The organism is Mesorhizobium sp. M1428 (assembly GCF_040317515.1).
Lineage (GTDB): Bacteria > Pseudomonadota > Alphaproteobacteria > Rhizobiales > Rhizobiaceae > Mesorhizobium.
Genome location: NZ_JAMYKT010000038.1, coordinates 1 through 14669, shown reverse-complemented (window position 1 = coordinate 14669; position 14669 = coordinate 1). Strand labels below are relative to the sequence as shown.

Here is a 14669-nt window from a genome sequence, read left to right as displayed (position 1 = left end):
ATTCAGGGACCTGGCATTTCGCGAAATCGGCACAGTCGTTCCGCTAAATCGCGGACGGCAGTTTCACTAAGTCGCGGACAGCAGGATGTGGTCGGTCTTCGGTTGCCTGGTTGAGCGGCGCCGGTCAAGAGCGGCGGTGTTTTTTGCTTTCTCATGCTGTCGCCTTCGAGGGCGAGGCGATGGGCGTTGTGGATGATCCAGTCGAGAATGGCGTCGCGATTGTCGGGTCGCCGATCATGGCGTGCCACTGGGCGATCGGCAGTTGCGCGGTGATCAGCGTCGATTTCCGGCGATAGCGTTCCTCGAAAATTTCCAGCAGATCGAGACGCTGCTGGTCGGTCAGGCTGTGGGTGCCCCAGTCGTCGAGGATGAGCAGTTGCACCCGAGCCAGCTTGTCGATGAGACGGGGAAAGCGGCCGTCGAGACGCGCGGTACAAGAAATGATCCCGATCTGAGCCTACCCTTTTGGGCATGCATCACAAACCAGCACTTTACTCCTTGATCCGCCTCCACTCTGAGATCGGCGGGAAAATCAGGCACGACGAAAAGCAGGCTGCGAAGCTCATTGAAGACATCAAGCATGGAACCTGGCTTCAACGCCCGCGACATCTCCGTCAAGCGGCGAAATAATCCAAACCGTCTGTTCAAGCGCGGCTACATCATCCGGGCCGCCATTGAGCTTTCCTGATCTTGCCTCGTTGCAAAATGCAGAGGAGGCGATCGATAGAAATTCAGAGGCAGACATATTCTTGGACGACTGCCAAAACAGCGACGAGGGTATCGCCAGGACGAATCCTTAGAAGTCGGCTTCATGATTTGCCTCCTGGGCCTGGCTCAGACGGAACTGCCGCCATCGACGCGGACGTTCTGGCCGGTGATGTCGCCCGCGCCTTCGGACAGCAGGAAGGCAACCGTCGCCGCGATTTCGTCGGCCGTGCCATAGCGGCCCATCGGCATGCTGTCGCGCCGCTCGTCGGTGGCGGGCAGGCTGTCAATCCAGCCGGAGTACCCCACCCAGGGCCGCAATCTGGACCGCCCCACTCCCGATTGAGTGAATGGTATAGCGAAACGGCTGTCAGTAGGCGTGAAGCATGTTCAACGGGGTGTAGGGCCCGGCCGCAGACATGTGGCTGTCTGGTAGGCCAGCAAACCGCTGCTGAATGCAAGGACACCTGCCGTGCGCCAAATGCGGCTTATCAACGCTCAGTTGCTGCCAGCTTGTACAGGACTTGCCCCGGCGCCTTCTGACGCCCGTTTGTAGATCCCGCGGACGACCAGACCGATGTATCCAACTTGCAGAATAAACAGTGAAAGGATAGCCCAACCGAGCGCAGTCCAGACGGAACCGGTTTCTATGCTAGCCCAGATCGCCACGACAATCGACGTGACAAACATGCCGACCAGAAACTGCGGAAAATACACAGTTTCCCAGCGCCCAACGTTGCGATTTAGGCGGCCTTTCAAATCAGCTGTTAAAGACCCGCCGCTCCATTTGCGAAGCGGCGGGGCCCCCAATTACCCCCCGATTTGCCGGGGTGTGGTTAACCCCGGCATTGCTGACAGTGCAATTGCGATACCAACTCTATTGACCCATTACGGGACACCTTCGCGAATGGCGCAAGTTCACTTTCCCGATTAATATTATCTGTGGCTAATATGCCACTGGGTTTTGGCCCTGCGATACTGGTGGGCGGCATATTTTAGGCTGGCGTCCGTCCTCAAACCGCCGGCCAGGCCCGGCAAAATGGCGTTGGGTGATCCGCCAAAACCGTGATGTCTGCCCGTTGCTGGCTGGACGACTGAGGTCTGGCGATAGTAACAGTTTTCTTCAGCGCAAGCGCCCACGAACAACAAGCGCGCCGCTTAATGCAGCACGCCGATCACCTTGGCATCTGGATTGCCGCGGCAGACTTGGTACAGGCGACTTATGAATGCACTTTGGCCGAGCTTCCCAAGCTTGGGATCGTTCTTCATAGTCTCGTATAAGGCATCCTCGATCGCTACCATCTCCTCGTGCCCGCTTGCTTTGTATTCTTTGCAGGTAATCGTTGCGGGATCGATCGTGCTCGCGCCAAGGGCCGGCAGAGCCAGCATGGCAAAGGAGATCGATGGTGCAAGAATGCGAGTCATCTATTTCCTCCTTGGAAAAGCTCCCAAGGGTAAGAATAGCACGCAATGCCTGAACTCCGAACGGCCCAACTTTGGGAAGGGCGGGCCGTTTGCAGATCCGGTAGGTCATTCCCCTACTGGGTGTTCGCCCAAAAAGTTAATGGCTCGAAGTCGTTTGATGCGACCTTGGGGGCTTCACCATGGGCGACGGCGCTGTTCTGATCGACGGGCTGAGCGAGCCATGCAGTTCAGGGCAGCGGAACCGGCGAGTCAGAGAGCGTTCGCAGATAGGCGATCACGTTCAGCCGATCAGTTTCATCAGGCGCGCCACGAACGTCCATATTTACGCCCGGCGTTGTGAGAGTAGGACCGGCGAGAAAAATGTTGAGGTCCTCGTAGGTCCAGGGACCCTCCCAAGCCATGAGGGTTTGGGAGTAGCCCTCGAACTTCGTCGACGCCTTGTTGCGTCCGACAACGCTCCACAGGTTCGGCCCGATGGTAGGTACATCCTGTGCACGCTTGACATGACAGGGGGCGCAGTTGGCGGCAAAGAACGCCGCGCCCTTCGCCGAGTCGCCGTTTGCCAGCTTCGCGGAAATCGGCTCGGGCTTCAGAATGACGACGCCATGAGCCAGCAGATAGGCTGCGATGTCGGCATGGTCGTCGTGCCTTGCAAGGTGGTAGGGCGTGATGATGCCCGGTCGACCGGCGGGGTCACCCTGGATCCAGATGGCGTTGACGTCCGCGCCGGCTTCAGCGAGCACCTTGACGCAATCGAGACAGCCGTTCGCGACCGCGAAGTGCAACATGGTTTCGCCCCTGGCTGCGGCGTTAGGGTCAGCACCGTGTGCCAACAACAGTCGCATGAGGTCGACGGAGTTCTTCAGGACGGCAACTGTGAGCGGCAGGCCGATCGCCGACTCCTTGTTCACATCGGCCCCGCGCTTAATCAGCAGTTCTGCCGCTTCAGGATGGCCGCCACGAATTGCCAGAAAGAGGAGAGTGGCCCCCTTGTCCTGCTCTTCAATGTCCGCCCCTGCATCAAGGGCCGCCGCGATGGCAGCCAGGTCGCCGTTCTTGGCCGCCTTGTGAAGCGGACCGCCTTGGGCGACTGTGAGAGCACCCAAATAGATGAGCACGCTTCCAATCAGTTCACGCATCTGGCTCTCCCTCTGCCGATACGATGATTGAGTAAAATATACCCGATCACCCGATCAAATGCTCTGACCAGTCAAGTGCCGGCCAGGTAGTGGGTCGACCACTACCCGCCGACGCTACCCCTTGACGGCCGAGCCGACGATCGAATCCACGAAGAAGCGCTGCAGGAAGACGAAGAGCACCAACGGCGGCAGCACAGCAAGTGTGGCACCAGCCATCACCAGTCCGGTGTTGAGAGCACCTCTGTTGTAGCTGAGCAGGCGGCTCAGGCTGATGACGATCGGATAGTCATGTGCATTGCCCTGTAGAACCGTCAGCGGCCAGAGATAGCTGTTCCAGTGATAGACGAAGGCAAACAGCGCCAATGCCGCGATTGCCGGCGCTACGCTCGGCGCGACGATCTTGAACAGGATCAGGAGTTCCGACGCCCCATCCATCCGCGCGGCGTCGATCAGATCGTCCGGCACGCCGGCTATGAACTGGCGCATCAGGAAAATGCCGAACGCATTGGCGAGGTTGGGTATGATAATGCCGGCAAGGCTGGCGTTCAGGCCGATCGATCCGACGAGACGGTAAAGCGGGATCAGCGTGACGATCGGCGGCAGGAACATGGTGGCGATCAGCACCGAAAACAGCAGCGAGCGGCCGGGAAAGTGGTGCTTGGCGAAGGCATAGCCAGCCATCATGCTGGTGACCAAAATGCCGGCGGTGGTGATCGTGGCGATCACCAGCGAATTCCACATCGAGCGGCCGACATTGATCACCCCGGACACTTTCTCATAGGCTTCGAGGCTCGGCGTCCGCGGTATCCACACCGGCGGCACCTGCATGGTTTCGGCCGGGGTTTTCAGGCTGGAGAGCACCATCCACAACAACGGGAAGGCGGAGGCCACGGCAACCAGCAGCATCAGCGTAGCGAGCAGCGTCCTGCGGCCCGCCAGGCGTTTGCGCGCCAGCCGGCTCGATGCTGAGCGGCCCGGCGTGCTCATTCATCATCCTTCCGGTTGGCGAACGCAAACAGCGCACACACAATGACGATCAGCGCCAGCATCAGCATCACTGCCATGGCCGAGCCCAGCCCGCCTTGCGCGCGCTCGATGCCAACCCGGCGGATATGGTAGGTCAGCACGTTGGTCGAGCCGACCGGCCCTCCTTGGGTGATCAGCGCCACCGGCTCGAATACCTGCACGGCGTTGATGATGGCGATGACGGCGCTGAACAGGAGCGTGCGGCGTAGCAGCGGCAAGGTGATGAAGCGAAACTGTTCGCGCCGGTTGGCGCCGTCAAGCGTCGCCGCCTCGTAAAGACTGCCCGGAATCTGGGTCAGCCCAGCAACGGCCAGCACCGTAAAATAGCCGATCTGCTGCCAGACATTGAGCACGACGATCGAGATCAACGCCGATCTTGGCGAGGACAGCCAGGGTTGCGGGCCGATGCCGGCGAGGCCGAGCATCTGGTTGAGCGGCCCTTCGCTCGGCGAATAGAGCTTTGACCAAACTAGCGTCACGGCGATCATCGGCACCATGTAGGTGGAAAACAACACGGTCCGCAGCGCCGTGCCGCCTGCGACATCCCGTTGGTAGACCATCAAGCCGAACACTACCGAAAGGGGCAGGATGAGCATCACCGACAATGCCGTGTAGATGGCGGTGTTGAGCAGCGCTCGCTTGAAATCCCGCCCGACCGAAGTCGGTCCGAATATTTCGCGAAAATTGTCGAAGCCAATGAAGCTCGCATTGGAAAAAGACGTTTGCGTCGACCAGTCCTGGAATGACAGCCAGAGGGTGAGCAGCATTGGCAAAAGGATGAAAATGCCGATCAGTGTCACGGCGGGCGCCAGCATGATGCCCGCCGAGGCACGATAGGTCTTGATCATCGCTCTGCTTCCAAAGCGTCGGGCTCTCGAAACAGCGCCTTCGCTATTTGGCGGCACGCTCCAGGATCGAGACGGCATCGGCCTGCGCGTTCGCCTGCGCATCCTTGGCCGAGAGCTGCCCATACTGCAACGCCTCGAGCGTCTGCTGCAGCGATTCGCTGAACTCCTGCCCTCCCGGGACGACCGGGAAGGGCCTGGCGTCGGCAAGCACGCTGACATAGCCGGACAGGAACTCGGAACCGAGCTTGTCCTTATGGGCTTCGATGTCGGAGGTCCGCGTCGGCAGGATGCCCATCGACATCAGAATATCCGACATTGCCGATGCGCCGTTCTTGCCGGACTTCGGACTGTTCAGCCATACCAGGAAATCCCATGCCGCTTTTTGTTCGGCCTGACCGGCATTGGCGTTGACGACGGTCATCCATGAATAGGAGATCGAGTGCGGCTTGTCGCCGCTCGGACCGACCGGGATGGGTGCGGTGGCGATATTGGAGAACTTGTCGCCCATGCCGCTCTTCAATGCGCTTTCCCACCAGTTGGCCATGATGATCATGCCGGTCTTGCCGGAGACGAAATTGTCTAGGAAAGGGCCGGTTGTGTTGGCGTCGGCCGTGGCCATCGCCGGATCGCTGGCGCCGGACTTGATCAGGTCCTCGTAAAGCTGGAAAGTTTCACCGGCTTGAGCACTGTCGAGCATCGGTTTGCCGTCCTTGACCAGCTCGCCGCCATTGGAGACCAGCAGCGAGGCGAAGGGATGGACGACGCCCGCCGCCCAGGAATTGATCATGCCGAAGCCTTGCTGGCCGGCATCTTTCCTGGTCAGCTTCTGGGCCGCATCCTTCAATTCGGACCAGGTCTTCGGCGCGGCTGCGATGCCTGCCCGTTTGAACAGCTCCTTGTTGTAGTTCAGCGCATAGACGTCGATCTCGTTTGGAATGCCGTAAAGCGTGGCGCCAACAGAGGCCGCACTGACGACACCGGTCGGCCACGCACTCTTGACCTCGCCGGCAACCGCATCGGGGGCCGGCGCGACCAGCTTGTCTCGCGCCAGTTCGGGCAGCCACAAATCATAGATGCCGCCGATCGTCGGCCCGTCCGAGCTGCCGCCCTGGGAACGCAGTGTCGTCAGGAGATCGCCGAAGGGGACGGCGCGCACGGTGACGGTCACGTCCGGATTGCTCTTGGCGTAGTCCTTGGCCGCGGCGTCCAGCAAAGCGACCGTTTCGGGCGACCAGTGGGTCAGATAGGAGATGTTGACCGATTGGGCCCAACCAACGGTGGGCGAGGCCAACAACCCTGCAGCCAGTGCCAGTTTCGAAATCCAAGCCAAAGACATCTGACCCTCCCCATAGCCGCACAGCGATGTCCGTGACGTTATGACAACTTGAAGCAACGATGCAAGCGCTATCTTCGTGGAGAGCTCCTGCCGGTGTTGCGGCGTTTTCATGCTGCGGTCCACAGAGCATGCGAGATTATCTTGTAAAAACAAAGAATTAACTGATACAGTTCGAGCTGATTCTCCCCTGCCGGCCATGCCCGAACATACTGCAAAGGCACTTGCGGTCGAAGTCATGTCGTTATAATGACATGAGAAAAGCTATGACTGCCTCTCGGCTTTTGAACGCCGTGGGAATGACAATCGACAAGAATGGGAGACTGAGCATGGTTTCAATTCATCGACGCGCCGCACTCGGCCTGATCGGCGGCTTTGCCGCAGTCTGCACCGGGGTCTTCACCGCACTGCCGGCAAAGGCTGACGACACCGTGACCCTGTGGAGTTGGCGCACCGAGGACCAGGTTGCGATGCGCCGCATCTTCGACGCCTTCGAGGCCAAGACTCCCGGCATTAAGGTCAACATCCAGTTCACCCCCGACGCCGACTACCAGAACCGGCTGAGCACGGCGCTGCGTGGCGGCCGCGGGCCTGATATCGCCCAGCTCAAGGCTTACGGCGAACTGCAGCCGTTCATCGAGGGTGGCTATCTCGACGCGCTCGACGACAGCGTGCCGGAGCTGAAGAGCATGCCCGATAGCGCGCTGGGCGGCGCTCGTGGCCGCGCCGACGGCAAGATCTATGGCGTGCCCTATTCGGTGCCGATGATGGGTGTCTTCTACAATCAAGACATCTTCGCCGCCCAGGGAGTCGAAATCCCCAAGACCTACAAAGATTTCGTCGCCGCCTGCGAGAAGCTGAAAGGGGCGGGGATAACGCCAATAGCCGCCGGCGGCGCCAACGGCTCCGCCTGGGCGCTGGAGATCGGCGTCGGCGTGGTCGGCCCGACCATCTATGGCCCGGGCTTCTACGACGAAATGATGAGCGGCAAGGCGACCTTCGAGGATCCGCGCTACGTGGCTGCCCTGAAACGCTATGCCGAGTTGAAACCGTATTTCTCCGACGGCTTTGCCGGGGTCGATTACACCACCTCGACACAGCAATTCATCGGCGGCAAGGCGGCCATGTTCTTCGGCGGCTCGTTCGAGAACGGCAGCTTCAAGGCGCAGAACCCGAAGCTGAAATTCTCGATTTTCCCGTTCCCCGCCGACGATCCTGCCACCAAGCTCTACACCTCGGCCTTTTCGGACGGCTCCTATGGTCTCGTCTCTGACAGCACCAACAAGGAAGCTGCGATCAAGGTGCTCAACTTCATGGCTTCGGCCGAGTTCGCGCAGCTCTTCGCCGACGCGTTGGGCTGGCCGCCGGCCCGTACCGACGTTACCGTGAAAGATCCGGTACTCGCCACGATGATGGAGATGTCGAAGAATTCCACACCCTATCTGACGCTTGTCGGCTTCCGCTGGCAGACGCCGACGGCCTCCTCGATCCTGCAGTCCGAGATCATCGACATGGTCGAAGGCAACATTACGCCGCAGAAGCTGGCGGCGGATATGCAGGCCGCCGTCAGCAGCTGGTTCAAGCCCAAGCAGTAGGCCGTCACACCCTGCGCGAAACAGCACATGATCGCCCGTCGCCGCAAAAGCAGCCTTCAGCGCACCCAGCAGCGCATGGCCGTGCTGTTCATCGTGCCGGCACTGGCCGTTTATGCGCTGTTCGTCCTTTATCCCCTGGTGATGTCGCTGTGGGGCAGCTTCTTCGTCTGGAGGGGCCTGCGCATGCTGGAGTTCGCCGGCCTGTCGAATTTTACCCGCCTGTTCGTTTTCCCGAGCGGTGGACGGCTCTACGGGGCGCTCTGGCACAACGTCGCCTGGTTCTTCGGCATCATGCTGTTCCAGAACGGCCTTGGTCTGCTGTTTGCCTGGCTGCTGTTTCTGCGCGAAAAGAGGGCGGCCTTCTTCCAGTCGGTATTCTTCTTCCCGGCGGTGCTGAGCCCCGTCATCGTCGGTGCCCTGTGGCGGCTGCTGCTGGCGCCCGGCGGCACCATCGAATGGATGCTCAACGGCCTTGGCCTGCATCAAGGCAGCCTGACCGTTCTCGGCAACAGCCATACGGCACTCGTGATGCTGATCGCCGTCGATGCCTGGAACTGGATGGGCCTGCCGGTGCTGATCTACACCGCCGGCCTCAGGCAGATTTCGGCCCAGATATTCGAGGCTGCCAGGCTGGATGGCGCCGGCAGCGGCCGCATGCTGGTCTCGGTTGCCCTGCCTTTGCTGATGCCGGCCATCGGCACGTTGACGACGCTGTCGTTCATCAACACCTTCAACCAGTTCGACATCGTCTATGTCATGCAAGGCGTGCAGGGCAATCCAAGCTATTCCACAGACACGCTGGTGACCTATTTCTACCGCCTCGCTTTCGGCGCGGAAGGCGCCGTCGGTATCACGGATATAGGCTTGGCGTTGGCGCTCGGCACGCTGCTGTTCCTGATCCTCAGCGTCGGCACGCTTTTGATGTTGCGCTTCTTCGACCGTCGCACGGTGCAACTGTGAACATGTTCGCGATCCCTCAACAGCTTGCACGGCTGCCCGGCTGGACGGCGCTGGTCGTGTGGACTGCTGCGGTGCTGCTGCCGCTCTACATTCTCGTCGTCTCCTGTTTCAAGACCACGGCGGAAATCTACGACAACAGGCTCGGCCTGCCGCAAAGCTGGGTTTTCGACAATTTCGCCACTGCCTGGACGCGCGCCGATCTCGGCCAGAATTTCCTCAACAGCCTGATCGTCACCGCCGGTGCGGTGCTCCTGACGATTGTCGTGTCAGCAATGGCCGCCTATCCGCTGAGCCGCTACCGGCTGGGATGGAACGGCATCATGCTCGGCCTGTTCCTGGCCGGCATCATGCTGCCGATCCGGCTTGCCTCGGTGGAGCTGTTCACGCTGATGCGCAACCTTGGCCTGCTCGATTCGCTGACTGGCCTGATCCTCGTCTATTCGGCGATCCGCATTCCCTTTGCCGTCTTCATCTTCGCAAACTTCATGCGGGTCCTGCCGTCCGAGATCGACGAGGCGGCGCGCATGGACGGGGCCGGTGAGGCGCGCATCTTGTTCCAGATCGTGCTGCCGATGGTGAAGCCCGCTATATCGATCGTTGCGATCTTCACCGCCATCGCCGTCTGGAACGACTTCTTCTTCCCGCTGATCTTCATTTTCGACGACCGCTACAAGACCGTGCCGCTGGCCATCAGCGTGTTTGTCGGCCAGTACCGCACGGATTGGGGCCTTGTGTTCGCCTCACTTGCCATCTCCATGGCGCCCATCCTGATCATGTACTGTCTGCTTGCCCGCCAGATTCGCGAAGGCGTCGGCTCCGGGGGAGGCGCGAAATGATCGAGGACAAGGTCTATGCCGTACGTACGATTCTGGTCGTCGGGGCGCATGCCTTCGATGCCGAGGTGATTGCTGGTCCACTGGCGGCGGCGGCAGTGCAAGGCGGCGCCGAAGTCACCTTCCTGCACCTCAGCATGGGCGAGCAGGGTCATCCAAGCCTCATCCCCGAGCGCTATCGCGTCCAGAAGGAGGAGGAGGCGGCAAAGGCGGCAGCAAGGCTCGGGGTTACCATGCGCAGTCTCGGGCTGCACGACGCCTTCCTGCCTTGCGACGATGAGACGGCGCTCAAGGTTTGCGATGTTGTCCGCGAGTTGAAGCCCGAAATCGTCATCACCCACTGGCATGGCAGCTGGCACAAGGACCATCGCGCCGCGGCCCGACTGACGCAGACCGGCATTTTCTTTGCGGCACTGCCGACGCTGAAGCGCGTCCATGCCGCGCACTCGCCGCAACTGCTGTTGTTTGGCGAGAACTGGGAGGACGACGAAGGCTTTCGCGCCGAACATCTCGTCGACGTCAGCAGCGGCTTCGACGCCTGGAGCGAGGCGGTGCAGGAATACGAACTGGCACGTGGCCTGAGCAGTTTCCCCTATGTCGATTATTACAGCGCACTCTATCGGCTGCGCGGCTGCCTGCGCGGTACGCGCTACGCGCAGGGTTTTGCAGCCGAATCGCAGTCCTGGCATGCCGGCAGCGGGCTGTTCGCGCCGGCTGCCAATCGGAGCCGCTCTCGATGACACGCGTTCTGGCCATCGATCTTGGCGGCACCAATTTGCGCGCCGCAATCCATACCGGCGATGTTCGCTGGCTGGAGATGCTGAGCCGCGAGCCTGCGCCGGCAAGCCTTGATGCCTTTGTCGCCCGTATCGGTGCCTTGCGAGCCGAGGCAGGCCCGGTCGAGGCACTCGGCCTGGCGGTGCCGGGGCTTGTCGAAGGCTCGGTCTGCCGCTGGATTCCGAACCTGCCCTATCTCGACGGTGTCGACATCGCGGCCTTGTTTCCTCGTCTGCGCGTTGCCGTTGGCAATGACGCACAGATCGCCATGCTGGCCGAAACGATCGAAGGTGCCGCAAAGGGCCTGTCCGATGCCATCCTGCTGGCGATCGGCACCGGTATCGGCTCCGCCGTTCTGGTCAATAACCGCATCGTTGCCGGCGCATGTGGCGGCGCCTGCTCTTTCGGCTGGGCGTGCGCCGACATCAAGGATGAAGGCGAGGACCGTAGCGGCTGGCTGGAGCGCTTCGCTTCCGGGCGTGGGTTCGATGCCGCGGCGCGCCAGATCGGGTTGGCCAATGGCGGCAGGTTGGTCGAGGCCGCCCGGGCTGGCAAGACGGCCGCACTTGACGCGTTGGAGCTGCCGGCGCGCCGGCTGGGCACTGCCCTTGCGGGTGCGGTCGCGCTGCTCGATCCGCAGGCGATCCTGATTTCCGGGGGCCTTGCCGATGCGCTGGACGTGGTAGGGCCGCCGCTGCTTTCGGCTTTGCGGCGTCAGCTGCCGCCGCATCTGCGCGACATCGTTCTGCGCTCAGGCGAATTCGGCTCCCGCGCCGGTCTCGTCGGCGCCTCGCTGGCCGGCCTCGCCGGAGCACAGTGGAGGCAGATAAGATGAGCGAGCCGACCTTTCAGCAACCCGACCGCCGAAGGCCCGAGCCGCTCTGGTATCAGGTGGAAGAGGCCATCCGCGCCATCGTCAAGAGCGGCGAGTGGGCGACCGGCGACCAGATTCCGGCCGAAGACAGACTGTGCGCCCTGTTCGGGGTGAGCCGTATCACGCTACGTCACGCCCTGCGCAATCTCGAGGAGCACGGGCTGCTCAGGCGCGAACATGGCCGCGGCACCTTCGTGCGCTCCACCACGTTGGTCGCAGGCACCCGCGAACTGACCAGCTTCACGCAAGAAATGGGCAATATGGGCGTGGTCGCTGGCTCGCGCTTGCTCGACTGCAGCCTGACCACCGCCAATGTCGCCGCGGCCGGAGCGCTGGAGATCGAGGAGGGCGACCCGGTGGTGCGCATCCGGCGGCTCAGGCTGGGCAACAACGAGCCGATCGGTATCCAGACGGCGCAACTCTCGGCCGCGCGCGTGCCCGGCTTTCTCGATGCCGGCCTCCTGCAGGGCTCGCTCTACGAAGCGCTGGAACGCCATTACGGCATCGTGCCGGTCGCAGCGCGCGAAAACTACCGTGTCGGCGCTGTCGGGGCGGCGGATGCCGAGTTGCTTGATCTGCCGGCGGGGAGTCCCGCTTTCGTGGTCGAGCGCATCACCACCGACGAGCGCGGCCCGTTCGAATTCACCGTCTCGGTGATGCGTGGCGACCGCTACGAAATCCGCTCGACGCTGCGTGCCGGTCGCGCCGCGCCAACCGCAAGAAGCTGAGCCATACCCAAGCCGACCCATAACAGGAGTACCGACGTGTCCGATCTTTACATACCCCGCCTTGCCGCCCTCATCGAACAGGCCTCGAAAGCCAATGCCGAAGCCTTTGGCGAAGCGGCCAGCCGCTTTGCCGACACGCTCGAGAGCGGCGGGTTGGTTCATCTTTACGGCTCGGGCCACTCGGTGTTGCCGGTCCAGGAAGTGTTTCCGCGCTACGGCAGCTATGTCGGCTTCAATCCGCTGACCGACCCGCGTGTCATGTGGCATAACGTGCTCGGCGCCGGCGGCGTGCGCGAACTTCTGTGGCTGGAGCGGACCGAGAAATACGCCGAGAAATTCCTCGACCACCAGCCGCTGAACAAAGGCGATTCGATCATCATCTTTGGCCACAGCGGCCGCAATTCGTCCGGCATCGACACCGCGCTTTATGCGAAAAAACGCGGCATCTTCGTCGTTGCGATAACTAGCAAGAACAATCTCGACAAGCCGGCGACGCACTCTTCCGGCAAACGGCTTGCCGATGCCGCCGACCTTGTCATCGACACCTGCTCGCCGATCGAGGATGCCATCGTGCCGGTCGAGGGCTGGAGCCGGCCGGTCTCCGGTTCGTCGACCGTGCTTGCCATGATCCTGGCGCATGAGCTGATCGCCCGCACCGCCGAGGCGCTTTCGAAACGCGGCATCGAACTGCCGGTTTTTGCCTCGCCGACAATTGCCGGCGTCACACTGCACGACACCGACGTCATCTATGGCGTCTATCGCGAGAAAATGCTCGAGGCGCAGAAGAAGCACCTGCCGACGTTCCAGGCGACCATGCGCGGCGAATGACAACCGGGCAGGGCACGCAAAACGCTAGGACGTAGACTCATCACCGCGTAGCCAGATGCGAGTTGACACGAGTTTCAGGGCAGCAAGGTAGTTTTCTGCCAGCTTGTCATATCGAGTTGCGATGCGACGGAACTGCTTGGCCTTGTTGAAGAACGTTCGACGAGGTTGCGGGCCTTGTAGAGAAAGGGGCTGAAGCACATTGGGTCCTTGCGGTTGGCCTTGGGCGGGATGTTGGCCCATGCGCTCGGTGACGGCATTGCGCAAGGCGTTGGCATCATAGCCCTTGTCGGCGAGCAGCATGGCACCCTCGGGCAAATCCTTGATCAAGTCCGCTGCGTAGCCGATGTCACTCATTTGACCTGCCGTGAGCGTCAGCTTGATCGGCCTGCCTTCGGCGTCGACAAGAGCATGGATTTTGGTCGTCAGCCCGCATCGGGAACGACCGAGACAATAATCTCGATCCCCCTCATATGAGGCACATCGTGTCAATGGTAGTGGTGACGGCTTAGTCACTTTCGAACGTAGTCGGGATCGGCCTCGCGGCGAATTGCGGAACAAGTCCACATCACCTCATATCCGGTCGGCTCGGGTGGAGCCTGCACCCATATCCCGCATGCACGGGCAAGTTTGGCGAGGCCGGGAAGGATGGGACCCATCTTTTTGACGGCGTTAACAGCCCTGGGGGGCGCCGGTCCACATCCATCCCGCTTCGTCGCAAGTGACGTTGGCCGCCCTCGCGTCGAACTCTTTCGTCAGGCCTTGGTCATGGCGCCCTCCGGCAGCAGGCCCTGGGTCAGATACCGCCACAAGGCGATTATCAGCTTGCGCGCCAAGGCGACGATCATGGTGCGGCGGATGCGTCCTTTGCCGGTGCCGACGCGCTCGTGAAACCAGCGCGCGAGACCGCTATCGGGCTGATGGCGCAGCCACAGCCAGGCGAGTTCAATGGCGGTTCGTCGCGCTCGCGGATTGCCCGATCTCTGGATGCCTTGGTCGCGGCTGACCGCGCCGCTGCTCCAAGGGCTGGATGCAAGACCGAGATAACCGGCGACCTCACGCCGGTTCTGGAAATCGCGGAAGAACACCTCGTTCGTCATTACGCTTGCGATAGTCAGGCCGATGCCACGCAGATGACTCAGTTGGGCGATCCCGGGAGCTGTGGTCTCGGCGGCCTGACGCTGCTCAGCCTCGACCTCCATGATCATCTCGATTACTTGCCACAAGCGGCGGCACTCGCGCTTGATCTCGTTCTTCAGGCAGGGCGGCAGATCCCGCCCGTCAGCCGTGCGCAGCGTCTCGAGCTGCTCACGCCAGTCCCGTCTGGCTGGCTTGAAGTCGCGGATGCCCTGGGTCATCAAAAGCCCCTTGACGCGGCTCGAATGCTGGCCGCGTTCGTTGACGAGCCGAGCCCGTTCCCGGCTGCGACGGCGATCGTTCTCCTGCTCGAGGCTCGGCACTCGCACAACCCGGCAGACCCTCGGCTCGCCACGTTCCATCGCCATCAGCGTGCGCAGCAGCGCCGCCGCATCGAGGCGGTCCGTCTTGGCGCGGCGTGACCGGCGGTCGACCAGGATGCTGGCCGCGTCCAGAACCTGATT

At 61.7% G+C, this 14669-nt stretch carries 14 protein-coding genes and 2 pseudogenes; 7 read left to right on the top strand and 9 right to left on the bottom strand.

Annotation, left to right across the window (positions count from 1 at the left end):
* Positions 1-146: 146 nt before the first annotated feature.
* The 7 genes and pseudogenes from NKG60_RS29880 to NKG60_RS29850 form a co-directional block, all read right to left on the bottom strand.
* Positions 147-430: pseudogene (locus NKG60_RS29880) on the bottom strand (ATP-binding protein); the annotation flags it as partial.
* Positions 431-834: 404 nt separating this feature from the next.
* Positions 835-1002 (bottom strand): annotated as a pseudogene (locus NKG60_RS29875) (SDR family oxidoreductase); the annotation flags it as partial.
* 861 nt (positions 1003-1863) lie between these two features.
* On the bottom strand, positions 1864-2130 hold the full coding sequence (locus tag NKG60_RS29870; RefSeq protein ID WP_352976374.1) for a hypothetical protein: 267 nt from the start codon (positions 2128-2130) through the stop codon (positions 1864-1866).
* A 227-nt stretch (positions 2131-2357) separates the two neighbouring features.
* Positions 2358-3269, bottom strand: a complete 912-nt coding sequence (locus NKG60_RS29865; RefSeq protein ID WP_352976371.1) for an ankyrin repeat domain-containing protein — start codon at positions 3267-3269, stop codon at positions 2358-2360.
* 114 nt (positions 3270-3383) lie between these two features.
* Positions 3384-4256, bottom strand: coding sequence for a carbohydrate ABC transporter permease (locus NKG60_RS29860; RefSeq protein ID WP_352869629.1), 873 nt, complete (start codon positions 4254-4256; stop codon positions 3384-3386).
* Positions 4253-5143: a carbohydrate ABC transporter permease gene (locus NKG60_RS29855; RefSeq protein ID WP_352976370.1), complete on the bottom strand. Its 891-nt coding sequence runs from the start codon at positions 5141-5143 to the stop codon at positions 4253-4255. Before NKG60_RS29855 ends, NKG60_RS29860 begins: the two co-directional genes overlap by 4 nt.
* 43 nt (positions 5144-5186) lie before the next feature.
* A complete protein-coding gene (locus NKG60_RS29850; RefSeq protein ID WP_352869625.1) occupies positions 5187-6479 on the bottom strand; it encodes an ABC transporter substrate-binding protein in 1293 nt (430 codons plus the stop codon).
* A gap of 326 nt (positions 6480-6805) precedes the next feature.
* Between NKG60_RS29850 and NKG60_RS29845 the strand changes: the two genes are divergently transcribed.
* The 7 genes from NKG60_RS29845 to NKG60_RS29815 are packed head-to-tail and all read left to right on the top strand — an operon-like array spanning position 6806 to position 13071.
* Positions 6806-8071, top strand: coding sequence for an extracellular solute-binding protein (locus NKG60_RS29845; RefSeq protein ID WP_352976366.1), 1266 nt, complete (start codon positions 6806-6808; stop codon positions 8069-8071).
* Positions 8072-8098: 27 nt separating this feature from the next.
* Complete coding sequence (locus NKG60_RS29840) at positions 8099-9031, top strand: carbohydrate ABC transporter permease (protein ID WP_352869621.1); 933 nt, start codon at positions 8099-8101, stop codon at positions 9029-9031.
* Positions 9032-9033: 2 nt separating this feature from the next.
* Positions 9034-9867 (top strand): carbohydrate ABC transporter permease, encoded by an 834-nt coding sequence (locus NKG60_RS29835; RefSeq protein ID WP_352869619.1) that lies wholly within the window; start codon positions 9034-9036, stop codon positions 9865-9867.
* Complete coding sequence (locus tag NKG60_RS29830) at positions 9864-10604, top strand: PIG-L deacetylase family protein (protein WP_352869617.1); 741 nt, start codon at positions 9864-9866, stop codon at positions 10602-10604. The genes NKG60_RS29835 and NKG60_RS29830 overlap by 4 nt, the downstream gene beginning before the upstream one ends.
* On the top strand, positions 10601-11476 hold the full coding sequence (locus NKG60_RS29825) for an ROK family protein (protein ID WP_352976364.1): 876 nt from the start codon (positions 10601-10603) through the stop codon (positions 11474-11476). The genes NKG60_RS29830 and NKG60_RS29825 overlap by 4 nt, the downstream gene beginning before the upstream one ends.
* Positions 11473-12243, top strand: coding sequence for a GntR family transcriptional regulator (locus NKG60_RS29820; RefSeq protein WP_352869613.1), 771 nt, complete (start codon positions 11473-11475; stop codon positions 12241-12243). The genes NKG60_RS29825 and NKG60_RS29820 overlap by 4 nt, the downstream gene beginning before the upstream one ends.
* Positions 12244-12279: 36 nt before the next feature.
* Positions 12280-13071, top strand: a complete 792-nt coding sequence (locus NKG60_RS29815; RefSeq protein WP_023722251.1) for a sugar isomerase domain-containing protein — start codon at positions 12280-12282, stop codon at positions 13069-13071.
* 24 nt (positions 13072-13095) lie between these two features.
* On the opposite strand, the gene NKG60_RS29810 is transcribed toward NKG60_RS29815, so the two are convergent.
* A complete protein-coding gene (locus NKG60_RS29810) occupies positions 13096-13584 on the bottom strand; it encodes an IS5 family transposase (protein WP_352869635.1) in 489 nt (162 codons plus the stop codon).
* Positions 13585-13823: 239 nt separating this feature from the next.
* The coding region (locus NKG60_RS29805; RefSeq protein WP_352976362.1) for an IS110 family RNA-guided transposase at positions 13824-14669 on the bottom strand (846 nt) is incomplete at its 5' end.